Raw genomic sequence first — 25,919 nt, 5'->3', positions numbered from 1 at the left:
TGGCTTAATTAAATATTAATAAAGCTCTGTTAATATAATATATGAAAACCCCTTCATCCAAGGAGTAATTTTGGACGAGAGTAGTTATGCTATTCTCGTCACTTCCCTTTTATGCCAATGTAAGTCTGTTTATATATGATAGAAAAAAACCGTTATTTTTCTTCTCTCTATTAGTCATGTTAATATAGAGAGAGGATAGGAACGGTTTTTTTTCTGTGGGAAAATCGTTTCAAATTTGTATGGGGAGGTTTGTAGTTTGGAAAAAAAAGTCGTATTAGTAGATGGTAATAATATCGCGTATCGTGCTTTCTTTGCACTACCGCTTTTAAATAACGACAAAGGTATACATACGAACGCAATTTATGGTTTTACGATGATGTTAATGAGAATATTAGAGGAAGAAAAACCGACGCACATGCTTGTGGCGTTTGATGCGGGGAAAACAACGTTCCGTCATAAAACGTATAGTGATTATAAGGGAGGGCGTCAAAAGACGCCACCTGAACTATCAGAGCAATTCCCGTTTATTCGTGAGATGCTTGATGCATTCAATGTACCGCGTTATGAACTGGAAAATTATGAAGCGGATGACATTATGGGAACGTTAGCGAAAGAAGCGAGTGAGCAAGGGTTTCATGTTAAGGTTATTTCAGGAGATAAAGATTTACTGCAACTTGTGTCAGATAATACACTCGTATGTATTCCTCGCAAAGGGATTACAGAAGTAGATGAATATACGAAAGAAGCTTTATTTGAGAAATATAGCTTATCACCAAAGCAAATTATCGACATGAAAGGTTTAATGGGAGACCAATCAGATAACATTCCAGGTGTACCAGGTGTTGGTGAGAAGACAGCCATTAAATTATTAACGCAATTTGAAACGGTAGAAGCAGTATATGAAAACTTAGATCAAGTGAGTGGAAAGAAATTAAAAGAAAAGTTAGAAGCGAATAAAGAACAAGCTCTTATGAGTAAAGAACTGGCGACTATTATTACAGACGCACCGATTACTGTGCATGTAGATGATATGGCATATAAAGGGTATGAACCAAGCGATTTGATTCCGATGTTCGAGAATTTAGGATTTACATCCCTTTTAAATAAATTAGGTGTTACGCCGGAGGAAACGGCTCCAGCTGAATTAGATGATATTACATTTGATATTGTAGAAGAAGTTACAGAAGAAATGCTTCAGCAAGATAGTGCGCTTATTGTTGAAGTGCAAGAAGATAACTATCATAAAGCCGATATTCAAGGTTTTGGTATTCAAAATGAAAATGGTTGTTACTTCATTCCGGCCGATGTTGCTCTTAAATCGGATGCTTTTAAAGAGTGGCTTGCAAATGGAGAAATGAGAAAACATACATTTGATGCGAAGCGTGCTATCGTTGCTCTCAAGTGGAAAGGTATAGATATTCAAGGGATTGACTTTGATTTATTAATTGCCGCTTATTTACTTGATCCAGCTGATACCGATAAAGATTTCCGTGCTGTTGCGAAAATGAAAGAAACACATGCGGTAAAATCTGACGAAGAAGTTTACGGGAAAGGTGCGAAGCGTGCTGTTCCTGAGCAAGAGGTAGTAGCTGAGCATGTCGCTCGTAAAGTACATGTATTATTCGATGTGAAGCAAACATTCGTAGAAGAGTTAGAAAAGAATGAGCAATATGAACTATTTACAGAGTTAGAATTACCGCTTGCTCGTGTATTAGCTGACATGGAAGTGAAAGGTGTTACAGTTGATACGGAGCGTCTTCGTAATATGGGAGAAGAGCTTGCGGGTAGATTAAAGGAAATGGAACAAGAGATTTATGAGCTTGCAGGGACGGAATTTAATATTAATTCACCGAAGCAGCTTGGGGTTATTCTGTTTGAAAACTTAAATTTACCTGTTATTAAAAAGACGAAAACAGGTTATTCTACGTCTGCTGATGTACTAGACAAGCTTATGGATCATCATGCAATCATTCCGAAAATTTTACACTATCGTCAATTAGGGAAACTAAACTCTACATATATTGAAGGGTTACTAAAAGTTGTACATGACGATTCATCTAAAATTCATACTCGCTTTAACCAAGTGTTAACGCAAACAGGACGACTAAGTTCAACGGAACCTAACTTGCAAAATATCCCGATTCGCTTAGAAGAGGGAAGGAAGATTCGTCAGGCGTTTATTCCTTCAGAAGAAGGATGGATTATGTACGCGGCCGATTATTCACAAATTGAACTTCGTGTGCTTGCTCACATTGCAAAAGATGAAGGTTTAGTTGAAGCGTTCCAACATGACATGGATATTCATACGAAAACAGCTATGGATGTATTCGGTGTTGGAAAAGATGAAGTGACATCTAATATGAGACGACAAGCAAAAGCTGTAAACTTCGGCATTGTATACGGTATTAGTGATTACGGCCTTTCACAAAACTTAGGAATCACGAGAAAAGCGGCAGGGGAATTTATCGAAAGGTATTTAGAAAGCTTCCCTGGAGTACAAGAATATATGGCTGACATTGTAAAAGATGCGAAGCAAAAAGGATATGTTTCAACGTTATTAAATCGCCGTCGTTACATTCCAGAAATTACGAGCCGTAACTTTAATTTACGTAGCTTTGCAGAGCGTACAGCAATGAATACACCAATTCAAGGTAGTGCGGCGGATATTATTAAAAAGGCTATGATTATTATGGCGGATCGCTTAGAAGAAGAAGGCCTACAAGCTCGCTTACTTCTGCAAGTACACGATGAATTGATTTTTGAAGCGCCAAAAGAAGAAGTGGAAAAATTAGAGAAGCTTGTACCTGAAGTAATGGAGCATGCAATTGAACTAGCAGTTCCGTTAAAAGTTGATTATTCTTACGGTCCAACTTGGTACGACGCGAAATAAGGAAGTGATAAAATGCCGGAATTACCAGAGGTTGAAAATGTTAGACGGACACTTGAAAATCTTGTAACGGGGAAAGTGATTGAAGATGTAATTATCACTTACCCAAAAATAGTGAAACGACCGGACGATGCAGAAATCTTTAAAGACATGCTAAGAGGCGAGATGATCGAGAATATAAAGCGAAGAGGTAAGTTTTTGCTTTTGTATGTAACAAACTATGTAATTGTTTCACATTTGCGTATGGAAGGTAAGTTTTTACTTCATCAAGAGGATGAGCCAATTGATAAACATACACACGTACGTTTCTTATTTACAGATGGAACTGAATTACATTATAAAGATGTGAGAAAGTTTGGTACGATGCATCTCTTTAAGAAAGGTGAAGAGTTTGCTCAAATGCCTCTTGCTGATTTAGGACCAGAGCCATTTGATGCTGAATTGACACCGCAGTACTTACAAGAAAGATTGCAAAAGACAAATCGCAAAATAAAAGTCGTATTATTAGACCAGCGTCTTTTAGTAGGGCTTGGAAATATATATGTAGATGAAGTATTATTCCGTTCTCATATTCATCCAGAGCGAGAAGCGTCATCTTTAACGGAAGAAGAAATTGAGAGAGTTTACGAAGCGATTGTTACAACGCTAGGCGAAGCAGTGAAGCGAGGCGGAAGTACAATTAGAACGTATATCAATTCGCAAGGGCAAATCGGTTCATTCCAAGAACTTCTAAATGTATATGGAAAAAAGGGAGAACCGTGTGTGACTTGCGGTACGATTTTAGAAAAAACAGTTGTTGGTGGAAGAGGAACGCATTACTGCCCAATTTGTCAGCCTAGAATATAGAAAAGAGATAACATCGGATAGGCATTTGTCATATACATACAGCAGAGCTATGTATAAGGGAGGAGTTTACCGATGTACCTTTATTTGTCTCTTATTTTATTAGCTTTTACATTAAGCTTAGATAGCTGTAGTGTAGGGCTAACATACGGTTTAAGAAGCGTAAGAATTCCACTAAGATCAATTATAATTATCGGAATCTGTTCAGCGGCTGTTATGCTCGTTTCAATGGGAATTGGACATATGATCGCGAAAATTTTTTCACCTGTTATCGCAACGCGTATCGGTGGGCTTGTTCTTATTGGAATAGGGATTTGGGTATTATACCAATTTTTTCGGAGTGATAAAAAAGAAGAACCGAAGCAAGAGGAGAAGGTTTGGAAATTAGAGATTGCTTCACTAGGACTAGTGATTCAAATTTTACGGAAACCGACTGTTGCGGATTTTGATAAATCGGGCACCATTTCTGCAGGAGAAGCGCTACTTCTTGGTATAGCTCTTTCTGTAGATTCGTTTGGTGCTGGAATTGGTGCATCTTTATTAGGGTATGCACCTGCTATGATGGCGATATTAGTCGCGGTTATGAGTTCTTTATTTTTATTTATTGGAATGAAGCTTGGTACGGTTTTGTCGAATATGAAATGGTTACAAAAATTTACATTCCTGCCTGGGGTATTACTCATTATTATTGGAATTTGGAAAATGTAAGTATGGGCGTGGAACACTAGTTTCGCGCCTTTTATTATGAGGGGGATTATGATGACAGTAGTAATTGGATTAACAGGAGGCATTGCAAGTGGAAAAAGTACAGTGTCTCAAATGTTTCGCGAGCTAAGTATACCAGTTATTGATGCAGATATTATTGCGCGAGAAGTTGTAGAACGAGGAAAACCAGCATATAACAAAATTGTAGAAGTATTTGGAACGGAAGTGTTACAAAAAGACGGAGAACTGGATCGACCGAAATTAGGAAGTGTCGTTTTCCATAATGAAGAAAAACGATTGCAGTTAAATAAAATTGTTCATCCGGCAGTGCGTGAGGAAATGAATATGCAAAAGGAAATGTACATAAAAGAAGGTGTGCAAGCGGTTGTGTTAGATATTCCTCTTTTATTTGAAAGTAAATTAACGAGTCTCGTTGATCGCGTTTTAGTTGTAGCGGTTAAGCCGAATACACAATTAGACCGTTTAATGAAACGAAATAACTTTTCAGAAGAAGAAGCAACGGTGCGTATTCAATCTCAAATGCCATTAGAAGAAAAAGTGAAGAATGCAGATGAAGTGATAAATAATGATGGCACAATTATGGAAACGAAAACACAATTACAGGTGATTTTAAAGAAGTGGAACATTATTGATTAAAAAATTGTGAAATTAATGAAAATGCTTAGTGACATTCCTCCTTTTTGTGTTATACTAATATTGGGATTTGAGATAAATAGTATAACGCATTCAAGGGGGATAACATATTATGACTCGTGTGGCAATTAATGGATTTGGACGTATTGGGAGAATGGTGTTTCGTCAAGCAATAAAAGAAAGCGCATTCGAAATTGTAGCAATCAATGCAAGCTATCCGTCCGAAACGTTAGCACATTTAATTAAATATGATACAGTACACGGTAAGTTTGCCGGAACAGTGGAAGCATTTGAAGATCACTTATTAGTAGATGGGAAAATGATTCGCCTTTTAAACAACCGTGATCCAAAGGAATTGCCTTGGACAGATCTAGGTGTTGAAGTTGTAATTGAAGCAACTGGTAAATTTAATTCAAAAGAAAAAGCAATTCTTCACGTTGAAGCTGGAGCGAAAAAAGTTATTTTAACAGCGCCTGGTAAAAATGAAGATGTAACAATTGTAGTTGGTGTGAACGAAGACCAATTAGATATTACAAAACATACCGTTATTTCAAATGCATCTTGTACAACAAACTGTTTAGCACCTGTTGTAAAGGTGTTAGATGAGCAGTTTGGAATTGAAAACGGTTTAATGACAACTGTTCACGCTTATACAAATGACCAAAAAAACATTGATAACCCACATAAAGATTTAAGAAGAGCACGTGCTTGCGGACAGTCAATCATTCCTACAACGACGGGTGCTGCGAAAGCGCTTGCAAAAGTTCTTCCGCATTTAAATGGAAAACTTCATGGTATGGCACTTCGTGTACCAACACCAAACGTGTCTCTTGTTGATTTAGTAGTAGACGTAAAACGTGATGTAACAGTTGAAGATATTAATGAAGCATTCAAAACTGTTGCAAACGGTGCGTTAAAAGGAATTGTAGAATTTAGCGAAGAGCCTTTAGTGTCTATCGACTTTAATACAAATACACACTCAGCTATTATTGATGGTTTATCTACAATGGTAATGGGTGAGCGTAAAGTGAAAGTACTTGCTTGGTATGATAACGAGTGGGGCTACTCTCGTCGTGTTGTAGATCTTGTAACGTTAGTTGTTGATGAATTAGCAAAACAAGAAAATGTACAACATATTTAAGTGAAATAGAGGGAGGGCAAGTGAATATTTGCTCTCTTTTTTTATTTTTTTCTGAAAAGAAAAAAATTATATGGGTATATTTTCAAATAGTGGACAGACCAAAAAACGTTGTGATTACTGTATTTGTGAATCGTTTATTTTTTTTAGGGAAAAGTAAAGAGGAAATTATGACAGAAAATCGAAAAAACTGTTGTTGCAAAATGAAAATAAACAAAGTATACTAACACTCGTAAACTTAAGAGCTGAGGTACGTAGTCACTACTTAAAGGGTTAGGACCTCTCTGGACTAACTTTCCCCCGTGGTAGTGGAGCAAGCCAAATTGCAAATTAGTTTTCAATTCGAACAGTTAGAATAAATTTACAAGGGGGAACTGTAGAATGGATACTATGGATACGATGGGTCGTCACGTAATCGCTGAACTTTGGGATTGCGATTTCGACAAGCTTAATGACATGCCGTATATTGAACAATTATTTGTGGATGCAGCACTAAGAGCTGGTGCTGAAGTACGTGAGGTTGCTTTTCATAAATTTGCACCACAAGGTGTAAGTGGAGTAGTAATTATCTCGGAATCACATTTAACAATTCATAGCTTTCCGGAGCACGGTTACGCAAGTATTGATGTTTATACTTGTGGGGATCGTATTGATCCAAATGTTGCTGCAGAATATATTGCAGAAGGTTTAAACGCGAAAACGCGTGAGAGCATCGAGCTTCCTCGAGGCACTGGTAGCTTCGAAATTAAGCAGAGAGAAACAAAAGCTCTTTAAAAAAGAACATAATTGATTTAAAATGTAAAGAGGTGTATAATGCACCTCTTTTTTAGTTTATATAAAATAGGACCATGCTATGTATGAACTTATAGTGGTCAGTGTAGAAGAATGAGTTATATAATATTGTATATATATTTTCACATGTAGATGAGTAGCGAAGAAATAAAGATTATAGTGTAAAGGAGTGAATGAATTGCGTTGTCCATCCTGTTTTCATAATGGCACAAGAGTGTTAGATTCGCGTCCGGTAGACGAGGGGCGCTCTATTCGAAGAAGAAGAGAGTGTGAAAGTTGTTTAAGTCGCTTTACGACATTTGAAAGAGTAGAAGAATCACCTCTTATCGTTGTTAAAAAAGAAGGAACACGAGAAGAGTTTAATAAAGAGAAAATTTTACGCGGTTTAATTAAAGCGTGTGAAAAAAGACCTGTATCTTTAAGGCAGTTAGAGGAAGTAACACAAAGTGTGGAGCGTGAACTTCGTAACTTAGGTATATCAGAAGTGAAAAGTGATATGATTGGTGAAATTGTTATGGAAGAACTTCGTGATATTGATGATGTTGCTTACGTACGTTTTGCTTCTGTGTATCGTCAATTTAAAGATTTAAATGTATTTATTGAAGAATTAAAAGATATACTGCAAAAAGAGAGAGAGTAGAAGGAATCTCTTTATATACTGTAAGTAAACGAGATAAGAGAGCTAGAAGCGGAAGCTAATAGCTCTTTTTCGCTAATAAATTATATAATAAAGATAGAACGAGTGAAATGTAGGTTAGATTGGATGAGAGAAAGGAAAGGCAAGAATGGAAAAACAGTCATGGATGGAGCTATTGCCGATTGATCGTTATAAAGTAAGTGCGAAAGGGTTGTTACATAATTACGACCGGAAAGTATTAACGATGTTGTATCAGCCGTTAATAGGTAGTAGAGCTTTTAGCTTATACATGACACTATGGGGAGAGTTAGAGCAAGATCGTGTATTTGGAAAAGAGAATACACATCACTCCCTTATGGTGACTATGCAAATGCAACTTCCTGAAATATATGGGGAACGAGTAAAGTTAGAAGCGATTGGTCTTTTAAATGTATATATTAAGAAAGAAAAAGATATTCGAATGTTTATATATGAATTGCAACCACCTTTATCTCCGAAGCAGTTTTTTGATGATATTGTTTTAAGTATCTTTTTATATAATCGCTTGAGTCGGACAAAATACAACCAAGTAAAGCAATATTTCTTAGAAGAAGAATTCGATTTTGCTTCTTATGAAAATGTTACGCGCTCCTTCAACGATATATTTGATTCGTTTAACCCAGGTCAGTTTGAATATGCGCAAGAAGAACTGCGTATCCCGAAAACGACAATTATGCCAAGTAACGAGAATGGGGATGCTCCGAAAGTTTGGAATGATTTCTTTGATTTCTCTTTATTTGTAGACGGACTATCAGCGCTTGTTCCTAAAAAGGCGATTACAGATCAAGTGAGAGAATGTGTCATTACACTCGCTTATGTGTACGGTGTGGATGTGTTATCGATGCAAAATATCGTTCTTGGCGCAGTGACAGAGATACAAACAATTGATATCGAAAGGCTTCGGAAGGGAGCACGCGATTGGTATCAATTCGAAAATGGTCAAGCGTTACCTATATTAAGTGAAAGAGTGCAACCTCATGCTGCTCGTACAATGAAAGAGAAAGAGCCATCTACGCAAGAAGAGATGCTAATGAAGCAGTTAGAGGAAATCTCGCCAAAACAACTATTGAAAGAGATTTCAGGCGGTGCAGAGGCGACGAAAGCGGACTTGCAAATCGTTGAGGATGTAATGATGAACCAAAAGTTAACGCCAGGGGTTGTGAATGTACTTATTTATTACGTTATGCTACGCTCAGATATGAAGCTTGCTAAAACGTATGTCGAGAAGATTGCTGGACATTGGGCGCGAAAAAAGGTCGGTACAGTAGGCGAGGCGATGGCGCTAGCGAAAGAAGAGAATCGTCAATATCAAGAGTGGGCTGAGACGAAGAAAAAAGGTCGTACAGCGAAGAAAACAGTGCGAAAAGAAATGGTACCAGATTGGCTTAAAGAAGAGTCGAAAGAAGAAGAGAAAGAACCTGTGAAAAATGACGTAAGTGCGAAAAAAGATGCAAGTACGTTAGAAGATGAACGGAAACGATTAGAAGAAGTATTGAAAAAATATAAGCGTGATTAATAAAAGAAAATGAACGCTCTTTGAGGTGAGAAAATGGAGCATATTCAAAATTCATTTACGAAATTAATGGAAAATAAAAACTTTAAAAATAGATATGAAGTCTTAAAGGCAGAAGTGATGGCGCACCCTCGTGTGAAAGAATTTATAGACGAACATAAAGGTGAAGTAACGACTTCTATGATTGAACGAAGTCTTGTGAAGTTATATGAATATATTGGACAAAGTGTAGGGTGTGCGGATTGTCCAGATTTAGGGTCATGTAAAAATATGCTACAAGGATATGAGCCGAAGCTCGTCATCCAAGGTAAGATGATTGATATTCAATACGATCGTTGTATTAGAAAAGTAGCATATGATGAGAGAAAAAAATATGAAAAACTTGTTCAAAGTGTATATATGCCAGTTGACATTTTGCAGGCAACTATGGAAAATTTAGACCCTTCAGGTTTAGATGCACGTATTGATGCAATAGGTGCAACGAATGAATTTTTAAACACATACGAACCAGGTAAAAAAGCACAAGGTTTATATTTGTACGGTAAATTTGGTGTAGGGAAAACGTATCTGTTAGGGGCAATTGCAAATGAGCTTGCGCGAAAGAAAATTAGTTCGATGCTCGTATACTTCCCTGAATTTTTACGTGAAATCAAAAGTTCGATTCAAGATAATTCGATTAGCGGAAAGATTGATGCTGTCAAACGTGTACAAGTATTAATGTTAGATGATATCGGGGCAGAAGCGATGTCAAGTTTTGTACGTGATGATGTACTCGGTGCAATCTTACAGTTCCGTATGTTGGAAAACTTACCGACGTTCTTTACATCTAACTTTGATTTCAAACAGTTGGAACATCATTTAACGTATACACAGCGCGGTGAAGCAGAAGAGATGAAAGCGGCCCGTATTATGGAACGAATTAAATATTTAGCGAAGCCAATCCCAATTGGCGGGAAGAACCGTCGTAATAAGTAAAGAGCGAGCTGAGAAGCTTGCTCTTTTTTATCCCGCTATTGGCGGGCAGTAAGACTCCCACCTCAAAATTCGGCTGAAGTTAGGTGGGAGTCGGGCTGCCCGTAAAAGCCCGATTGGTGCGGGCTAATAATCAGTGGAGGATGGACAAAACCTCCACTGATTAAAGTTTCATTTTATTTTAATCATTTTTTCAGAGTAGCCTGTATCATTTTTTTCTCCCTCCCTTAATATATATAAAATTAGCAAGCCATATCGAGTGGATGTTCTAACAATGGGAGATAGGTTTCTACTAAGAGTGAACTTCCATAGATCGGACTCTTATAGGATTTGTAACGTATAGATGCAATCCTTTAGAGCGGGGATAAAAGGGGGGACAAAAGTGATTGAAATTTGCTTCGAAGAAAAAAATGATGCTGTGCACGTATACAGACAACTAACGAAAAGAACGGAATCCTTATATAAGGAAACAAGTGTATATTTAAACGAACAAAAGGTTGTTATTCATATACCATTATGTGAATCGAATTATATTGAAAAGATTTTATTGCCAGTATTACTATATTTCATTATGAATGTGAAACAAAATGAATGGATTCATACCATTTTAAAGGAAAAGTTTTTTTATGAAGAACAAGAAGAGTGTCATCAAATATTGCATATGGCACATGAGATTTTAAAGGAAAGAAGGAAAGGAGTAGCCCGTGATTTAACACGTCAAAAATTCGAATCTTATATTGCGTCGTCTTTGAATGATTGGCTTTGTGATCCGCTCTCATTCTCGTTTTCATCATACGTTCGTTTTCGTCTTCGTACATATAGGGAAATGATAGCTAGGCTTGCTGAAGTTGCAATTGATGAGTATAAGATGGAGCAGGAATATCAAATGTTCATTGAGACACTTCGCCAACAAGTAAGTAGCCGGAAATCACGTTTGTCCTGTGTACATCTTATTTTTGATGAAAGTTTTATTTTCTATGATGATAAAGGTAGGCGTTTAAAACAGGATAAATTGGTTCAATATATAGATGAAGAATTATTAAAGAAACAGGATATATATATTGATACGAAAGTAATTGCACCACTTCTTTCTATTTCGCCGAAAAAGATTTATTTATATACGAAAGAACAAGATCATAATATGATTATTACTTTGCGAAATGTATTTCAGGAACGAGTGCAACTACATGGATTACATGAATTTGAGCGCAACGTGAAAAATTTAAAAAATAAAGGTAACGCCCTTGATTTTCTAAGTTTTTGAGCATATAATTACCTACATAAATGAAATATATCGAAATGTTATGATGAGGACATGAGTAGTTTTCTACGATTTTCAGAGAGGGAAGCCTTAGGGTGCGAGCTTCCTATTACGGGATTATTACTTACCACCTCTAAACTTTAGCAGTGAACGTTTTTCTAGTAATTGCTAACGGACAACACCGTTATGTTGAACTTGAGCAATTAACAATAAGGTTAATTGGAACAAGGGTGGAACCACGAATTCAACACTCGTCCCTTTTTATGGGATGAGTGTTTTTTATTTTGAAAAAAAAGAGGAGTGACCAGTGATGGCAGATGTAGTTAAAATTACTTTCCCTGATGGAGCTGTGAAGGAGTTTCCAAAAGGAGTAACAACTGAAGAAATCGCAGCTTCTATTAGCCCAGGCTTAAAGAAAAAAGCTGTGGCTGGAAAATTAAACGATGAGATGATCGATCTTGTTACACCAATCGAAGAAGATGGTGCAGTTTCTATTATTACATTAGATTCTGAAGATGGCTTATATATTTTACGCCACTCAACAGCTCACCTTTTAGCACAAGCGTTAAAACGTTTATATAAAGATGTTAAGCTTGAGCTTGGCATTGGTCCAGTAATCGAAAATGGCTTCTACTACGATATTGATATGGAAGAAGCAATTACAGTTGAAGACTTCAAGAAAATCGAAAAAGAAATGCAAAAAATCGTGAACGAAAACTTAGAAATCGTTCGTCATGAAGTACCACGTGCAGAAGCACTTCGTCGCTTTGAAGAAATCGGCGATGAGTTAAAATTAGATTTAATTAACGATCTTCCAGAAGATGCAGTTATTTCAATCTATGAGCAAGGCGAATTCTTCGACCTTTGCCGTGGTGTTCACCTTCCATCTACAGGGAAGATTAAAGTGTTTAAATTATTAAGCGTTGCAGGTGCTTACTGGCGCGGCGATAGCAATAATAAAATGTTACAACGTATTTACGGTACTGGATTCGTTAAGAAAGCAGAATTAGATGAGCACTTACGTATGCTTGAAGAAGCGAAAGAGCGCGATCACCGTAAATTAGGTAAAGAGTTAAAACTATTTACTAATAGCCAAAAAGTAGGACAAGGTTTACCACTTTGGTTACCAAAAGGTGCAACAATTCGCCGTATTATCGAGCGTTACATCGTTGATAAAGAAGCAAGCTTAGGCTATGATCACGTATACACTCCAGTATTAGGAAGTAGAGAGCTTTATGAAACTTCTGGTCACTGGAACCATTACCGTGATGGCATGTTCCCATCAATGGAAATGGATAATGAAGAGTTAGTTCTTCGTCCAATGAACTGCCCTCACCATATGATGGTTTATAAAAATGATATTCACAGCTACCGTGAATTACCAATCCGTATTGCGGAACTTGGAACAATGCACCGCTATGAAATGTCTGGAGCATTATCCGGATTACAACGTGTACGCGGAATGACTTTAAATGATGCGCACATTTTCGTTCGTCCAGATCAAATTAAAGAAGAATTAAAACGTGTTGTAAACTTAACGTTAGAAGTGTACAAAGATTTCGGTTTAGAAAACTATTCATTCCGTCTATCTTATCGTGACCCAGCAGATACTAAAAAGTATTATGCTGATGATGAGATGTGGGAAAAAGCACAAGGTATGTTAAAAGAAGCTATGGATGAAATGGGTCTTGATTACTATGAAGCTGAAGGTGAAGCGGCATTCTATGGTCCGAAACTTGATGTTCAAGTTCGTACTGCTCTTGGAAAAGACGAAACACTTTCAACTGTACAATTAGACTTCTTACTTCCAGAACGCTTTGAATTAACTTACGTTGGTGAAGACGGTAAACAACATCGTCCAGTTGTAATTCACCGTGGTGTTGTATCAACTATGGAACGTTTTGTAGCCTTCTTAATTGAAGAATATAAAGGCGCATTCCCAACTTGGTTAGCTCCAGTTCAGGCGCAAGTAATTCCAGTTTCTCCGCAAGTACATTTAGATTATGCGAAGAAAGTACAAGATGAATTACGACGTGCTGGTATCCGTGTTGAATTAGACACTCGTGAAGAGAAAATTGGTTACAAAATCCGTGAAGCACAAATGCAAAAGATTCCGTACATGCTTGTAGTAGGTGACAATGAAGTTACTGAAAATGGCGTTAACGTACGTAAATATGGTGAACAAAAATCAGAAACAATCGCATTAGATGCGTTTGTTGACATGATTAAAGTAGAAGGAAAACGATAAGAAAGAGCCGCGGTATACCGCGGCTTTTTTATGTATTATAAAAAAGAAAATCTAGAAAAAATAACCAAACAATACTTATCATAAAAAAGTATTGCAAGTATGCTGGTTGTTTGTTACAATATTTCTTGTTGTTAGTAAAACACATCGCGTCTTCTTGACAGACGTCATGTCCTATGATAAACTCATCAAGGATAATAGAATATGGTTTTGACAAGTAGAAGCACCCGCTTCTCACCTGATGGACGCATTCGCAGTTAGCAGGTAAATGTATTTCTTACTAAAGATATTACAAGTGTGGGTGCCGTGTGCCCGCACTTTTTTTGTTCGGGTTCTACAATTGCAAAACGTATTCTAAGAAAACCTTGGAGGTGGCTTACTATTAGCAAGGATATGATGATTAACGAGCAAATTCGTGCACGTGAAGTACGCTTAGTTGGCGCAAACGGCGATCAACTTGGAATCAAGTCTCGTAATGACGCTTTAGACTTAGCTGCAGGTCTTAATCTTGATTTAGTATTGGTTGCTCCAAATGCGAAACCGCCAGTATGCCGCATTATGGACTACGGTAAATTCCGCTTTGAGCAACAGAAGAAAGAAAAAGAACAGCGCAAAAATCAAAAAGTAATTAGCATGAAAGAAGTTCGTTTAAGTCCAACAATTGATGAACATGACTTTAACACAAAACTTCGTAATGCTGTCAAGTTTTTAGAGAAAGGCGACAAGGTTAAAGCGTCAATTCGCTTTAAAGGACGTGCCATTACTCATAAAGAAATCGGTCAACGTGTTTTAGATCGCTTCTCAGAAGCTTGTGCTGAAGTTAGTACAATTGAATCTAAGCCTAAAATGGAAGGACGCAGTATGTTCTTAGTTTTAGCACCGAAAAACGATAAGTAATAGATAGAGGAGGAAATACCTATGCCTAAACAAAAAACTCATCGCGGCGCTGCAAAGCGTTTCAAAAAGACTGGATCTGGTAAACTGAAGCGTTCTCACGCTTACACAAGCCATTTATTCGCTAACAAATCTACAAAAGCTAAACGTAAACTACGTAAAGCTGGTGTAGTTAGCGCTGGTGACTTCAAACGCATTCGTCAAATGCTTGACAACTTAAAATAAGTTCGGCTGATATATAGAACAAACTAGGAGGTAATATTATGCCAAGAGTAAAAGGTGGTACAGTTACTCGTCAACGTCGTAAAAAAGTTATAAAATTAGCAAAAGGTTACTACGGTTCTAAGAGTACATTATTTAAGGTTGCTAACCAACAGGTTATGAAATCTCTAATGTATGCATTCCGTGACCGTCGTCAAAAGAAACGTGACTTCCGTAAATTATGGATTACACGTATCAACGCAGCAGCTCGTATGAATGGTCTTTCTTACAGCCGCTTAATGCACGGTTTAAAAAATGCTGGCATCGAAGTTAACCGCAAGATGCTTGCTGACTTAGCTGTTCATGACGAAAAAGCTTTCGCTGAATTAGCAACAGTTGCAAAAAACAACATTAACTAATTGTTTAAAACCTTAGAAGATCTTTCTTCTAAGGTTTTTTTATTTGTATTCATTATAACCATTCAATAACTTGTGAAATTTCCCGCTTAGTGTCGTCACAATTAAATGATTTATTTCTCTCTAGTATATTAAGATGTGCTTGTAAGAACTTTTGTAACGATAACGAAGAGGCGCTTACATGAAAGTAAGAAAGATTAACGGACGTGTCGTTATCGGTATGACAAAATCAATATAAAAGCTATAGCGATATAAAAGAATATATATATAAAGTCAGGAGAATCCTCCTGACTTTTTTTATTCCGCTATTTGCGGGCTAATAATCAGTGGGGGATGAACAAAACCCCCACTGATTAAAGTTTCACTTTATTTGAACTCATTCGTGAAGAAGTGTATCTTTCCTAGTAGAAACGACACTGCTATAATGGAAGGATGATATGGAACTTTCATCAAGTGAACAATCTGTGAGTGATGATTGAAACGTATTTGCAAATTAAGGACAAGCTATCTTTATAAAGATGTAGGTAGCTGACTTGTTAATAAGAAACGAATAATGAACTTTGAGATGAAACAACATTGTTGCGGAAAATGCGATGTTGGAGGAGGACAATAGAATGGACTTACTACAACTATTTAAATTACAAAAAGAGTTAGATGATCGTATTGTGAAAGAGCATGACTTACAACCGAAGAAATTGTTAAAAGAAAAAATGTTAGCTCTTCTTGTAGAAATTGGAGAACTTGCAAATGAAACACGTTGTTTTAAATATTGGAGCAATAAACCAGCGTCAGAACGTGAAGTAATATTAGAAGAATACGTAGATGGTTTGCATTTTATTTTATCAATCGGAATCGATTTAGGAATTGATAAAAACTTCTTATTCTATAAATGTGCGCAAACGAATAAAACACAAGTGGAAATTTTCTTAGACACATATGCGAAAGTGATTCGTTTTACAGATCAACCTTCTATCACGAACTATATTGAACTATTTACAAGCTATCTTCGCCTTGGACAAGCGCTTGAATTTGAACAAGAAGAAATTGAAAAAGCATATTTAGATAAAAATGAAGTAAATCATCAGCGTCAAACACAAGGATACTAAGTTAATTTTTGAATATTTCAATTTACTTTTGTATAATAAAGTGACTGAAGAAAAAGGAGGGTGTTGGCAATGACAAAATTAGACGAGACATTGACAATGCTAAAAGAATTAACAGACGCACGCGGTATTGCGGGTAACGAGCGTGAACCACGTGAAGTAATGAAGAAATATATTGAGCCGTTTGCAGATGAACTTTCTACTGATAATTTAGGAAGTTTAGTTGCGAAAAAAGTTGGGGAAGAAAACGGCCCGAAAATTATGGTTGCAGGTCATTTAGATGAAGTTGGCTTTATGATTACACAAATTGATGACAAAGGCTTCCTTCGTTTCCAAACGGTTGGTGGCTGGTGGTCGCAAGTTATGCTTGCACAGCGCGTAACGATTGTAACACGTAAAGGAGATGTAACAGGTGTAATTGGTTCAAAACCACCGCACATTTTACCTCCAGAAGCTCGTAAAAAGCCAGTTGAAATTAAAGACATGTTCATCGATATTGGTGCTTCTAGCCAAGAAGAAGCGATGGAGTGGGGCGTAAGACCAGGAGATCAAGTTGTACCGTACTTCGAATTCCAAGTGATGAAGAATGAAAAGATGTTACTTGCAAAAGCATGGGATAACCGAATTGGCTGTGCAATTGCAATTGACGTGTTAAAACAATTAAAAGATGAAAAGCATCCAAACGTTGTATACGGAGTTGGGACTGTACAAGAAGAAGTTGGTCTTCGTGGTGCGAAAACATCCGCAAACTATATTAAGCCAGATATCGCATTCGCTGTAGATGTTGGTATTGCTGGGGATACACCAGGTGTAACAGCCAAAGAAGCACAAAGTAAAATGGGTGATGGACCGCAGATTATTTTATATGATGCTTCCGTTATTGGTCATACAGGTTTACGTGATTTCGTTGTTGATGTTGCTGATGAATTACAAATTCCATATCAGTATGATTCTGTAGCGGGCGGGGGAACGGATGCAGGAGCAATTCACATTTCTGTAAATGGTATTCCGTCTATGGCAATTACGATTGCGACACGCTACATTCATTCTCATGCAGCGATGTTACATCGTGATGATTACGAAAACGCAGTGAAGTTAATTGTAGAAGTTATTAAACGTCTTGATAAAGAGGCTGTACATAACATTACATTTAATTAATAGAAAAAAGCGAAGGGTAATTTCCTTCGCTTTTTCCGTTTTTAAAATGGTCTTTCTAATCCCGCTGCAGTATGGGCTCCTAAAATAATTAAGCGAGTTAATTGCATTGCCATGAAATGTGGGGTATAAATCATGCCTCTTTTTAACCATGACATAATCATTCCGATATGAGCCCCTGTAACATAACTAATAAGAATGTCACGAGGAACCATGAGTTCTTCATCATCAGGCTGTGAAATAGATAAGCTTAATGTTAAATGTGTTTGGACTGTTTTCATCATTTTATAAGAGTAGTTTCCAGCGGCTTTATCACCAAGCATAACGTTATAGAAGTTCACGTTTTCTGCTATATGTTCAAACAAAGCTAAAAAGGTTGGATGTGGTGAATCAAATGTGAGCTGAAAATCTTCTTTATTTCGTTTTTGTGGTTTAATTACTTCAGCTAGTTTTTCTAACATTTCTTCTATGCTTTTTTCTAGTAAATCATATTTATCATGGTAATGGCTATAAAATGTAGCACGATTTACAGGAGCACGTTCCGCGATATGTTGCACAGTTACATTTTCAAAGCCCTTTTCGCCTACTAAAGCGACAAAAGCATCCTGTATGAGTTGTCTTGTTCGTTTTACACGTGGATCATTTGTATTTTTAATAGACATTTTTACTTCACCTCGTTTAATTTTTTTAACTTAAACAACACATGCGTAGTGTAATGTTGTTTAAACAACATATAGGTTTAAATTGTTGGTTGTAGATTCGGGATAATTATTTATAATTATAAACGATAGTCCTTTAGAAATCAGCACCGCTAGGATGCAGACAAAACATAGTTTGCGTCGTAAAAGGTGTGCTTTTTTTGTTTAAAGGTTAATATAATTAACAATTAAACAATATAAACACTAAGGATGTAAATAGTTTAGAAAAAATTATATGCGATATAAGGAGAGGAATGCAATGAATCAGTTTCGAAGAATGATAATTATCAACATTATCACATTAATTGTATTAGTTGGCGGCGGTATCGGCGGTTATTACTATTACAATCAAACGGAAAACTATTTAAAAACAGACAATGCAAAAATTGACGGGAAGGTAATTCCAATTGCATCACCAGTAGCGGGTAAATTAACTGACTGGAAAGCAGAAGTAGGAAAAAACTACAATGAGAACGATAAATTAGGTGCTGTTACTGTAGCAGGAGCAAATGGTGAGCAAACAGTAGACGTAACGATTCCGCAAAATGCAACAGTTGTACAATCAAACGCAACAACAAATGCGTTCGTTGGAGCGGGTAGCCCAATTGCTTACGCATTTGATATGAATAACTTATGGGTAACAGCAAACATTGAAGAAACAACTATTGATGATGTTCAAAAAGGCCAAACAGTAGATGTGTATGTAGATGCATACCCAGATACAACGTTAACAGGAAAAGTAGAACAAGTTGGATTAACAACAGCAAATACATTCTCAATGTTACCATCAAGTAACGCAACAGCGAACTATACGAAAGTAAAGCAAGTTGTACCAGTTAAAATTTCTTTAGACCATAGTAAATCAGTAAATATTGTTCCTGGAATGAATGTGTCAGTTCGTATTCATAAGTAAGGGGGAGATGAGATGTCCTCAATTGCAATTGTAGGATATGCACTATTTTGTATAATCGTCTTCTTCCTTGTAAATCGTCTTTTACGAAAGAAAAAAACGAACGTGGGAGAAGAACAAGTCCCAGCCGTAAGTAAAATAGAAGTAAGTAAGTTAGAAACAGAAGAGAAAGAAATTGAGCAAAAACAAGAAACAGAAGCTTCTAACGTAGTGGAATTAGAAACAGGGAAGCAAGAGCAAGTAAAACAGGAAAAAGAAATGCTGAAGAGACAATTGCCGGTAGAGAATGTGAATGTAAAGGCAGTTGTAACTGTATTAATTCTCGGTATGTTCATTTCTATTTTAAATCAAACGATTATTAATGTTGCATTGCCTCCGTTAATGAACGAATTTAACGTATCAACTTCAACGGCCCAATGGTTAATTACAGGCTTCATGCTTGTAAACGGAATTTTAGTGCCGATTAGTGCCTTTTTAGTTTCACGATTTACGTATCGTAAATTATTCGTAGCGGCAATGTTATTTTTCACGGTAGGATCTATCATTTGTGCTACATCAGGTAACTTTACAATGATGATGACGGGCCGCATTATTCAAGCGGTCGGTGCAGGTATTTTAATGCCAGTTGGTATGAATATCTTCATGACATTATTCCCGCCTCATAAGCGCGGAGCAGCGATGGGGTTACTAGGGGTAGCGATGATTTTAGCACCAGCTATCGGACCAACTATAACAGGTTGGGTAATTGAAAATTATAGCTGGAACTTAATGTTCTACGGTATGTTTGTGATCGGTTTAATTATTACGTTCTTATCTTTAAAATTCTTCACACTAGCACAGCCGGTGTCTAAAACAAAGTTAGATGTATTTGGTGTTATTAGTTCAAGTATTGGACTAGGAAGCTTATTGTACGGATTTAGTGAAGCTGGAAATAATGGCTGGACTAGTGCAGAAGTTGTTATAACAATGATTATCGGTGTCATTGGTTTAGCAGTATTTATTTGGAGAGAGTTAACAACAGACAATAAAATGCTTGATTTACAAGTATTTAAATATCCGACGTTCACTTTCACATTAGTAATTAACGCGATTGTAACGATGGCCTTATTCGGAGGTATGTTATTACTTCCTGTATATCTGCAAAATATTCGCGGCTTTACGCCAATGGAATCTGGTTTATTACTTCTTCCAGGATCATTAATTATGGGAATTATGGGACCAGTTGCAGGTAAACTATTTGATAAGTATGGTATTCGTCCGTTAGCAATTGTCGGATTAGCCATTACAACATTTGCGACATATAAATTTACAACGTTATCGATGGATACACCGTATAGCGTTATTATGACGGATTATATTATACGTTCAATTGGTATGTCATTCATTATGATGCCAATTATGACAGCTGGTATGAACGCACTGCCGATGAAATTAATTTCTCACGGTACAGCAACGCAAAATACGTCAAGACAAGTAGCTGGTTCAATTGGAACAGCGATATTAATCACACTTATGACGCAACAAACGACTGCTCACGTAGCGGATTACGGCAACATGTTAACAACATCAAACCCAATTTTAGTTGATAAAGTACACGGTATGGGCCAAAGCTTAGCGGCATTAGCCGGATCAGCTCAAGCAGGAGATGCGATGAGCACGCAACTATTATTCGGACAAATTTCAAAGCTATCTGCAATTAATGGTATTAATGATGCCTTCTTAATTGCAACAATATTAGCCGGTATTGCTTGGGTGTTATCGTTCTTCTTACCATCAGGCAATAAACGAAATAGAAAAGCAGGGAATTAATTTCCCTGCTTTTTTATGTTTTCATGTAGTTAAATATAAAAGATGATAAGCAGTCAAAGAGCATAATCCCGATATAAACAAAATTATCCCCATAGAACGAATATGTGTTAATTGTCTCCCGCTTATAATAGCTAATAGTCCAGCTAAAGAGAAGAGGCACCAATATAAAGTTCCTGAAATTGGGATCATCTGCTCTATGTCTATTCCATAACCTATACAAATGATAGGAACAACGATAAGCAATATGCAAATCAATCCTGCTATGAATGTAAAAAAAATTCGATATTTAATTCCAGCAACAATTAAAAAAATGCCCACGATGAATTCGCATAACAATAAAATAGGGGCTAAGATAAGCCAAATAAATAATCCGGTAGATTCCATGTGTAACAACTCCTTAACGAATGAAAAATGAATCAGGCATAGACATGAGCTGATAACAAATAGCTGCGAACAGTCCTATTGAGAAAATAATGAATCCAATGTTGCGTATACTATTAATTTTTGAACGTACCCCATTCATTCCTGCGAATAAGCCAGCAAGAGAGAAGAGTATCCAATATAGAACTGTTGGAATGTGAAGAACGTTCTCTCCGTTTATACCTTTGTTCAAAAAAATAAAAGGCATTATAACGAATGAGCAACAAATAATCCCCATTAAAATAGTAAGGAATTTACGATGAATAATTCCGGTTACCACTAAAAAAATACCACCAGCAATTCCGCACAACATGAGAAGTGGCATAAAAAGCATCCAAATAATACTAAACATATGTAAACTCCTTTATATGAATTAAGTTATATTTTACAACATGAGGTTTATTTTGGATATTATTAATGAATATGTATAATTTGATAGGAATGAGTAGTAACGATACGAATGATCAAAAAGTGTTAACGGAAGAAGAGTTTGAAGTTGTGATAAAAGAGTAAAGAGAGGTATCGTGATGATACCTCTTTTTTACGTTGAAAAGGCGATTAAATTAGTCAAAATATGTAATAGTATAGCTGGAATAATAGATTTAGTTTGTTTGTACAATAAACAAGCAAATATTCCCGTCATAAATGCGCTAACCATAATTCCCACAGAGTACGTATGAGCAATACCGAAAATTAAACTTGAGAGAATTACAGCTGGCCAAAAGGTAAACTTCTCTTCGAAAAAACGAAGAAGAATACCTCTGCACACAAGCTCTTCAAAAATAGGTGCAAAAATCCCACCAGCTAGAAGTAAGAGAAGTGGATAGTGCTCTAGTGTTGAAAGTTGCAATGCATCAGACTGTTCTTGTACGGATGAAGGGAATAATTTATCTAATACAAACATATCTACAAACAGGGTGAGTACATAATAAATGAGAACATAGATGTACATCTGAAAAGATTTTAAAACTCGAAAATCGAATGTGGGTAATACTAGTTCTTTCAGTGGTTTATATTTCATGATATATACGATTAGTAAAAGTAGGGCAACTAATTCATAACTTACATTTTCTATAGATTCAAGCAAAGGTTTATTTGTATCTGGGTTAATGTATCCATATAACTCAATAGGTAAAAATGTAAAGAGTATATTTATTAATGAGAGACACGGAAAGAGAATGAATAAAACTCCAAGAAATTGTAACCATGATATGGAGTTTTTCTGTTCGTGTGGAATTTGTGTAGCGGATTGCATATGTTCAAATCACCTCTTTATATTTATATATAAAATTATAGTTGATTTGAATTTGGAATGTTACGTTTAAATATTACATACAAGATTTAAATTTGAAATATTCCGTGTGTTTTTTTAGGGGAAAATAATAAAAGAGGTATCACCCTATAGTGATGCCTCTTTCTCATTGATAACTATGTTCTGCCTTGTCATTCGATTTCTTTTGCTCTATTTGTAATTCACGTTCTACCAATCGGTCTAATTGCTGAATTGCTTTCAATGCTTTTTCATAAGAAATCGTTCTATAATGATGTGCGCCGCCTGGCTCTTCATCGGCTTCATCCGCCCACTTAATAACGTTTTGTAGAGGTGTTCTTTCAAGCGTTTGTTCTAGTAGGAAAGAATCAGTGTGCAGAAGAATTGCAACAGAAATTTCTTTTGCTAGTTTCGGATGTTCTCCTAATCTAATAAGCAATTTATGAGATCTTTCTGCCCCTTTAATCGCATGTATATCATTCTTTTTATACAAGTCATAGTCCCATTCGCCGCCTGTGTACCACGTATGATGTCCGATATCATGAAGGAAGCCAGCCTTTGTCGCAGCATCGACTGAGGCGTGATGCTTTTTGGCTAAGTGAAACGCATGGTAAGCGACAGCAATCGCGTGGACCATTCCAGAACGGTTTACATATTTTTGCGTAATGTGATGTTTAAAAATTTGTTCAAGCGTAATACGGTGCATAAAACATTCACTCCTTTTATCTAATGATGTATATGAAGAAAATCGATCGGTTTAAATGTATTTTGAACATTGTACTCCATCAATCCGTGTTAGTAAAGTAGAAATGTTTAGGAGAAGAAAAATTTTATAGACATAAAAGGTCACCTTAGTTTTTTTTCTAAGGTGACCTTTTATTGTTTATTTTTTTAATCCTTGCTCCAGTGTCCCTAACATTTCGTGTTTTTCATTTTCATCAGCATTTTTCCAAATGACTTCGAATAAAACGCCAAGACCTGGAAGCATTTTTTCTTCACCGCTTTGAATTGCATCGACAATCGTTTCTTGTAATTGGTCTTGTGAATTTCCAGATACATTTGCTAATACAGCGCCGCGTAAATTAAAACTCATTATCTTCACCTCTTCTTCAGAATTGAAACTGACGTTAGTTTTTGTTCTTTTTTATGTAAATATGTATGAAAAATAGGCTATAATGATAAGACAAGAAGAGAGGGAAATACATATTATGAAAAACATTGATTCAGTACAAAACCCGCGTGTGAAGCAGTGGAAAAAGCTGCAGACGAAAAAAGAGCGCGATAACAAAGGTTTATTTTTTGTAGAAGGATTCCATTTAGTAGAGGAAGCGTTAAAGGCAGGAGTTGTAACAGAACTTATCGTTTCAGATCAGACAGATCTTCCGAAAGATTGGACAGTTAATGATGTTGAAATGTATATTGTGCCTGAAGCAATTGTAAAAGTACTTCGCGAAACAGAAACAACGCAAGGCGTATTTGCTGTTTGTGAGAAACATGAGAAAGAAGTAGCTCTTACGGATGGGAAATTTCTTTTATTAGACGGCCTTCAAGACCCAGGTAATTTGGGAACGATTATTCGTACAGCTGATGCAGCTGGTATTCATGCCGTTGTGCTTGGAGAAGGGTGCGTTGATGTTTATAATAGTAAAGTACTACGCTCGACACAGGGTTCTATTTTCCATTTACCGATTGTAAAAGGGAACTTAGAAGAATGGGTAGACAAGTTAAAAGAAAATAACGTCCCTGTATATGGAACGGCTCTTGAAAATGGAGTTCCGTATGGTGAAGTAACACCGGCCGGAAGTTTTGCATTAATTGTAGGAAATGAAGGAAGCGGCGTACGCCAAGAAATTCTTGCGAAAAGTGATCAAAACTTGTATATTCCGATTTACGGAGGGGCAGAATCATTAAATGTTGCGGTTGCAGCAGGGATTTTAACGTATTATTTACAAAGCCCAGTTGCGAACAAATAAAAAACTTCTTATAATAAGTTGAAGTATATGTTCGTAATGAACATACAATAAAAGTTAAATAACGAAAAACGTTGATAGAGAAGAGTAGCTTACAAAATCGCCATATAGGGAGAGAGTGCCGTAGACTGAAAGCATTCTTATGGTAGATGGAAGTGAATTCACCTCTGGAGTTGGCGCCAGGACCATTTATATGTAAAGGCGTTCCGGTCAGAATTGATCGTTATAACTAATGAGTGGGCAGACTTGTTCTGTCAATTTAGGGTGGTACCGCGAATTTACCTCGTCCCTTTTTGGGAGCGAGGTTTTTTTATTTTTAAAATTAGGAGGGTTCCAAATGGAAGCACGTTTAAAAGAGCTAAAGCAAAAAGCGTTAGAGCTTATTGAAGAAGCGAAAGAGCTAAAGGGCTTAAACGACGTACGCGTAGCGTATTTAGGGAAAAAAGGTCCAATTACAGAAGTATTACGCGGCATGGGAAAATTATCAGCAGAAGAGCGTCCACGTATGGGAGCATTAGTAAATGAAGTACGTGAAGCGATTCAAACGCGTCTAGAAGACAAAATTGGCAACTTAGAAAAAGCAGTAATTGAAGCGAAATTAGCTACTGAAACAATTGATGTTACACTGCCAGGTCGTCCTGTTGAAACAGGTTGTCACCATCCGTTAACAGCTGTTGTTGAGCAAATTGAAGATGTATTTATCGGTATGGGTTATGAAGTAGCTGAAGGAACAGAAGTAGAAAAAGACTACTACAACTTCGAAGCACTAAACTTACCGAAAGATCATCCAGCGCGTGATATGCAAGATACATTCTACATCACAGAAGAAACGTTATTACGTACACATACATCTTCTGTGCAAGCGCGTACGATGGAAAAGAATGCAGAAAAAGGACCAATTAAAATTATTTGTCCTGGTAAAGTGTATCGCCGCGATGACGATGATGCGACGCATTCACACCAGTTCATGCAAATCGAAGGTCTTGTAATTGATAAAAACATTCGCATGAGCGACTTAAAAGGTACACTGCAAGTATTCGTGAAAAAGATGTTCGGTGAAGATCGTGAAATCCGTCTTCGTCCAAGTTTCTTCCCATTCACAGAGCCATCTGTAGAGATGGATATTTCTTGTATGATGTGTCACGGTAAAGGTTGCGGCACTTGTAAAGGGACTGGCTGGATTGAAATTCTAGGCGCAGGTATGGTTCATCCGAACGTACTTGAAATGGCTGGTTATGATTCAAAAGAATATCAAGGTTTCGCATTCGGTATGGGCGCAGAGCGTATCGCAATGTTGAAATACGGCGTAGATGACATTCGTCATTTCTATACAAATGATGTACGTTTCTTACAACAATTCAAACGAGCGTAAGGGAAGGAGAGGATA

26 protein-coding genes and 3 other annotated features are annotated in these 25,919 nt (G+C 36.7%); of the genes, 20 read left to right on the top strand and 6 right to left on the bottom strand.

Annotation, left to right across the window (positions count from 1 at the left end; all coding sequences use genetic code 11):
• Nucleotides 1-256: 256 nt before the first annotated feature.
• The 16 genes from polA (at nucleotide 257) to EXW56_RS21810 (ending at nucleotide 17,458) form a co-directional block, all read left to right on the top strand.
• On the top strand, nucleotides 257-2,890 hold the full coding sequence (polA, locus tag EXW56_RS21885) for a DNA polymerase I (protein WP_002112193.1): 2,634 nt from the start codon (nucleotides 257-259) through the stop codon (nucleotides 2,888-2,890).
• 12 nt (nucleotides 2,891-2,902) lie between these two features.
• A complete protein-coding gene (gene mutM, locus EXW56_RS21880) occupies nucleotides 2,903-3,733 on the top strand; it encodes a DNA-formamidopyrimidine glycosylase (protein WP_002199198.1) in 831 nt (276 codons plus the stop codon).
• A gap of 72 nt (nucleotides 3,734-3,805) precedes the next feature.
• Complete coding sequence (gene ytaF / locus EXW56_RS21875; RefSeq protein WP_000281731.1) at nucleotides 3,806-4,438, top strand: sporulation membrane protein YtaF; 633 nt, start codon at nucleotides 3,806-3,808, stop codon at nucleotides 4,436-4,438.
• 51 nt (nucleotides 4,439-4,489) lie between these two features.
• Nucleotides 4,490-5,092, top strand: coding sequence for a dephospho-CoA kinase (gene coaE, locus EXW56_RS21870; RefSeq protein ID WP_002112191.1), 603 nt, complete (start codon nucleotides 4,490-4,492; stop codon nucleotides 5,090-5,092).
• A 109-nt stretch (nucleotides 5,093-5,201) separates the two neighbouring features.
• Nucleotides 5,202-6,230: a glyceraldehyde-3-phosphate dehydrogenase gene (locus tag EXW56_RS21865; RefSeq protein ID WP_002199200.1), complete on the top strand. Its 1,029-nt coding sequence runs from the start codon at nucleotides 5,202-5,204 to the stop codon at nucleotides 6,228-6,230.
• Between the two features lie 387 nt (nucleotides 6,231-6,617).
• Nucleotides 6,618-7,001, top strand: coding sequence for an adenosylmethionine decarboxylase (speD, locus tag EXW56_RS21860; RefSeq protein WP_002003660.1), 384 nt, complete (start codon nucleotides 6,618-6,620; stop codon nucleotides 6,999-7,001).
• A 196-nt stretch (nucleotides 7,002-7,197) separates the two neighbouring features.
• Nucleotides 7,198-7,659 carry a transcriptional regulator NrdR gene (gene nrdR / locus EXW56_RS21855; protein ID WP_001203686.1) on the top strand — a complete coding sequence of 154 codons (462 nt, stop codon included), beginning with the start codon at nucleotides 7,198-7,200 and terminating at the stop codon, nucleotides 7,657-7,659.
• A 145-nt stretch (nucleotides 7,660-7,804) separates the two neighbouring features.
• On the top strand, nucleotides 7,805-9,211 hold the full coding sequence (locus EXW56_RS21850; protein ID WP_215596940.1) for a replication initiation and membrane attachment family protein: 1,407 nt from the start codon (nucleotides 7,805-7,807) through the stop codon (nucleotides 9,209-9,211).
• A gap of 33 nt (nucleotides 9,212-9,244) precedes the next feature.
• Nucleotides 9,245-10,183 (top strand): primosomal protein DnaI, encoded by a 939-nt coding sequence (gene dnaI / locus EXW56_RS21845; RefSeq protein ID WP_002112188.1) that lies wholly within the window; start codon nucleotides 9,245-9,247, stop codon nucleotides 10,181-10,183.
• A 379-nt stretch (nucleotides 10,184-10,562) separates the two neighbouring features.
• A complete protein-coding gene (ytxC, locus tag EXW56_RS21840; protein ID WP_002199202.1) occupies nucleotides 10,563-11,444 on the top strand; it encodes a putative sporulation protein YtxC in 882 nt (293 codons plus the stop codon).
• Between the two features lie 31 nt (nucleotides 11,445-11,475).
• Nucleotides 11,476-11,703 (top strand) — a binding site (T-box leader).
• Nucleotides 11,704-11,751: 48 nt separating this feature from the next.
• Complete coding sequence (gene thrS, locus EXW56_RS21835) at nucleotides 11,752-13,689, top strand: threonine--tRNA ligase (protein ID WP_002034275.1); 1,938 nt, start codon at nucleotides 11,752-11,754, stop codon at nucleotides 13,687-13,689.
• 206 nt (nucleotides 13,690-13,895) lie between these two features.
• Nucleotides 13,896-14,016: a sequence feature (ribosomal protein L20 leader region), on the top strand.
• Nucleotides 14,017-14,079: 63 nt separating this feature from the next.
• Nucleotides 14,080-14,583, top strand: a complete 504-nt coding sequence (gene infC / locus EXW56_RS21830) for a translation initiation factor IF-3 (protein ID WP_002015470.1) — start codon at nucleotides 14,080-14,082, stop codon at nucleotides 14,581-14,583.
• Between the two features lie 21 nt (nucleotides 14,584-14,604).
• Entirely contained in the window at nucleotides 14,605-14,805 is a 201-nt protein-coding gene (gene rpmI, locus EXW56_RS21825) for a 50S ribosomal protein L35 (protein ID WP_001125945.1), read from the top strand.
• 38 nt (nucleotides 14,806-14,843) lie between these two features.
• A complete protein-coding gene (gene rplT, locus EXW56_RS21820) occupies nucleotides 14,844-15,200 on the top strand; it encodes a 50S ribosomal protein L20 (protein WP_001138364.1) in 357 nt (118 codons plus the stop codon).
• 611 nt (nucleotides 15,201-15,811) lie between these two features.
• Nucleotides 15,812-16,303, top strand: coding sequence for a dUTP diphosphatase (locus EXW56_RS21815; protein WP_000365057.1), 492 nt, complete (start codon nucleotides 15,812-15,814; stop codon nucleotides 16,301-16,303).
• Between the two features lie 69 nt (nucleotides 16,304-16,372).
• Nucleotides 16,373-17,458, top strand: a complete 1,086-nt coding sequence (locus tag EXW56_RS21810) for a M42 family metallopeptidase (RefSeq protein ID WP_002112183.1) — start codon at nucleotides 16,373-16,375, stop codon at nucleotides 17,456-17,458.
• Nucleotides 17,459-17,499: 41 nt separating this feature from the next.
• Here the strand turns inward: EXW56_RS21810 and EXW56_RS21805 are convergent, their stop codons facing one another.
• Complete coding sequence (locus EXW56_RS21805) at nucleotides 17,500-18,117, bottom strand: TetR/AcrR family transcriptional regulator (RefSeq protein WP_002067422.1); 618 nt, start codon at nucleotides 18,115-18,117, stop codon at nucleotides 17,500-17,502.
• A 295-nt stretch (nucleotides 18,118-18,412) separates the two neighbouring features.
• On the opposite strand from EXW56_RS21805, the gene EXW56_RS21800 reads away from it, so the two are divergent.
• The gene (locus EXW56_RS21800) at nucleotides 18,413-19,066 is read left to right on the top strand and encodes an HlyD family secretion protein (protein WP_002112181.1); all 654 of its coding nucleotides are present in this window, start codon (nucleotides 18,413-18,415) and stop codon (nucleotides 19,064-19,066) included.
• Between the two features lie 12 nt (nucleotides 19,067-19,078).
• Nucleotides 19,079-20,872 (top strand): DHA2 family efflux MFS transporter permease subunit, encoded by a 1,794-nt coding sequence (locus EXW56_RS21795; RefSeq protein WP_002160272.1) that lies wholly within the window; start codon nucleotides 19,079-19,081, stop codon nucleotides 20,870-20,872.
• 21 nt (nucleotides 20,873-20,893) lie between these two features.
• On the opposite strand, the gene EXW56_RS21790 is transcribed toward EXW56_RS21795, so the two are convergent.
• From EXW56_RS21790 to sspI, 5 genes are all read right to left on the bottom strand, one after another.
• A complete protein-coding gene (locus EXW56_RS21790; protein ID WP_215596939.1) occupies nucleotides 20,894-21,256 on the bottom strand; it encodes an ammonia permease in 363 nt (120 codons plus the stop codon).
• A 13-nt stretch (nucleotides 21,257-21,269) separates the two neighbouring features.
• Nucleotides 21,270-21,644: an ammonia permease gene (locus tag EXW56_RS21785; RefSeq protein ID WP_215596938.1), complete on the bottom strand. Its 375-nt coding sequence runs from the start codon at nucleotides 21,642-21,644 to the stop codon at nucleotides 21,270-21,272.
• Between the two features lie 189 nt (nucleotides 21,645-21,833).
• Nucleotides 21,834-22,547: a CPBP family intramembrane glutamic endopeptidase gene (locus EXW56_RS21780; RefSeq protein WP_002199207.1), complete on the bottom strand. Its 714-nt coding sequence runs from the start codon at nucleotides 22,545-22,547 to the stop codon at nucleotides 21,834-21,836.
• A 163-nt stretch (nucleotides 22,548-22,710) separates the two neighbouring features.
• A complete protein-coding gene (locus EXW56_RS21775; protein ID WP_078179653.1) occupies nucleotides 22,711-23,268 on the bottom strand; it encodes an HD domain-containing protein in 558 nt (185 codons plus the stop codon).
• A 177-nt stretch (nucleotides 23,269-23,445) separates the two neighbouring features.
• On the bottom strand, nucleotides 23,446-23,655 hold the full coding sequence (gene sspI / locus EXW56_RS21770; RefSeq protein WP_000009511.1) for a small acid-soluble spore protein SspI: 210 nt from the start codon (nucleotides 23,653-23,655) through the stop codon (nucleotides 23,446-23,448).
• A gap of 82 nt (nucleotides 23,656-23,737) precedes the next feature.
• Between sspI and EXW56_RS21765 the strand changes: the two genes are divergently transcribed.
• Together EXW56_RS21765 and pheS are read left to right on the top strand one after the other, a co-directional pair.
• Entirely contained in the window at nucleotides 23,738-24,535 is a 798-nt protein-coding gene (locus tag EXW56_RS21765) for a TrmH family RNA methyltransferase (RefSeq protein WP_002112174.1), read from the top strand.
• A gap of 62 nt (nucleotides 24,536-24,597) precedes the next feature.
• Nucleotides 24,598-24,826: a binding site (T-box leader), on the top strand.
• 43 nt (nucleotides 24,827-24,869) lie between these two features.
• Nucleotides 24,870-25,904 (top strand): phenylalanine--tRNA ligase subunit alpha, encoded by a 1,035-nt coding sequence (gene pheS / locus EXW56_RS21760; protein WP_002112173.1) that lies wholly within the window; start codon nucleotides 24,870-24,872, stop codon nucleotides 25,902-25,904.
• Nucleotides 25,905-25,919: the final 15 nt, after the last annotated feature.

The organism is Bacillus mycoides, from assembly GCF_018742245.1.
Lineage (GTDB): Bacteria > Bacillota > Bacilli > Bacillales > Bacillaceae_G > Bacillus_A > Bacillus_A cereus_U.
This window is presented reverse-complemented; position numbering and strand designations above follow the sequence as displayed.

Excerpts from the sequence above, each read along its gene's own strand:
- EXW56_RS21765 (WP_002112174.1), top strand. The coding sequence starts at position 23,738 with ATGATAAGACAAGAAGAGAGGGAAATACATATTATGAAAAACATTGAT.
- EXW56_RS21865 (WP_002199200.1), top strand. The coding sequence starts at position 5,202 with ATGACTCGTGTGGCAATTAATGGATTTGGACGTATTGGGAGAATGGTG.
- rpmI (WP_001125945.1), top strand. The coding sequence starts at position 14,605 with ATGCCTAAACAAAAAACTCATCGCGGCGCTGCAAAGCGTTTCAAAAAG.
- dnaI (WP_002112188.1), top strand. The coding sequence starts at position 9,245 with ATGGAGCATATTCAAAATTCATTTACGAAATTAATGGAAAATAAAAAC.
- EXW56_RS21815 (WP_000365057.1), top strand. The coding sequence starts at position 15,812 with ATGGACTTACTACAACTATTTAAATTACAAAAAGAGTTAGATGATCGT.
- EXW56_RS21790 (WP_215596939.1), bottom strand. The coding sequence starts at position 21,256 with ATGGAATCTACCGGATTATTTATTTGGCTTATCTTAGCCCCTATTTTA.
- mutM (WP_002199198.1), top strand. The coding sequence starts at position 2,903 with ATGCCGGAATTACCAGAGGTTGAAAATGTTAGACGGACACTTGAAAAT.
- sspI (WP_000009511.1), bottom strand. The coding sequence starts at position 23,655 with ATGAGTTTTAATTTACGCGGCGCTGTATTAGCAAATGTATCTGGAAAT.
- EXW56_RS21805 (WP_002067422.1), bottom strand. The coding sequence starts at position 18,117 with ATGTCTATTAAAAATACAAATGATCCACGTGTAAAACGAACAAGACAA.
- EXW56_RS21780 (WP_002199207.1), bottom strand. The coding sequence starts at position 22,547 with ATGCAATCCGCTACACAAATTCCACACGAACAGAAAAACTCCATATCA.
- EXW56_RS21785 (WP_215596938.1), bottom strand. The coding sequence starts at position 21,644 with ATGTTTAGTATTATTTGGATGCTTTTTATGCCACTTCTCATGTTGTGC.
- ytaF (WP_000281731.1), top strand. The coding sequence starts at position 3,806 with ATGTACCTTTATTTGTCTCTTATTTTATTAGCTTTTACATTAAGCTTA.
- EXW56_RS21800 (WP_002112181.1), top strand. The coding sequence starts at position 18,413 with ATGAATCAGTTTCGAAGAATGATAATTATCAACATTATCACATTAATT.
- pheS (WP_002112173.1), top strand. The coding sequence starts at position 24,870 with ATGGAAGCACGTTTAAAAGAGCTAAAGCAAAAAGCGTTAGAGCTTATT.
- EXW56_RS21850 (WP_215596940.1), top strand. The coding sequence starts at position 7,805 with ATGGAAAAACAGTCATGGATGGAGCTATTGCCGATTGATCGTTATAAA.
- speD (WP_002003660.1), top strand. The coding sequence starts at position 6,618 with ATGGATACGATGGGTCGTCACGTAATCGCTGAACTTTGGGATTGCGAT.
- EXW56_RS21775 (WP_078179653.1), bottom strand. The coding sequence starts at position 23,268 with ATGCACCGTATTACGCTTGAACAAATTTTTAAACATCACATTACGCAA.
- coaE (WP_002112191.1), top strand. The coding sequence starts at position 4,490 with ATGACAGTAGTAATTGGATTAACAGGAGGCATTGCAAGTGGAAAAAGT.
- thrS (WP_002034275.1), top strand. The coding sequence starts at position 11,752 with ATGGCAGATGTAGTTAAAATTACTTTCCCTGATGGAGCTGTGAAGGAG.
- infC (WP_002015470.1), top strand. The coding sequence starts at position 14,080 with ATGATGATTAACGAGCAAATTCGTGCACGTGAAGTACGCTTAGTTGGC.
- rplT (WP_001138364.1), top strand. The coding sequence starts at position 14,844 with ATGCCAAGAGTAAAAGGTGGTACAGTTACTCGTCAACGTCGTAAAAAA.
- EXW56_RS21795 (WP_002160272.1), top strand. The coding sequence starts at position 19,079 with ATGTCCTCAATTGCAATTGTAGGATATGCACTATTTTGTATAATCGTC.
- EXW56_RS21810 (WP_002112183.1), top strand. The coding sequence starts at position 16,373 with ATGACAAAATTAGACGAGACATTGACAATGCTAAAAGAATTAACAGAC.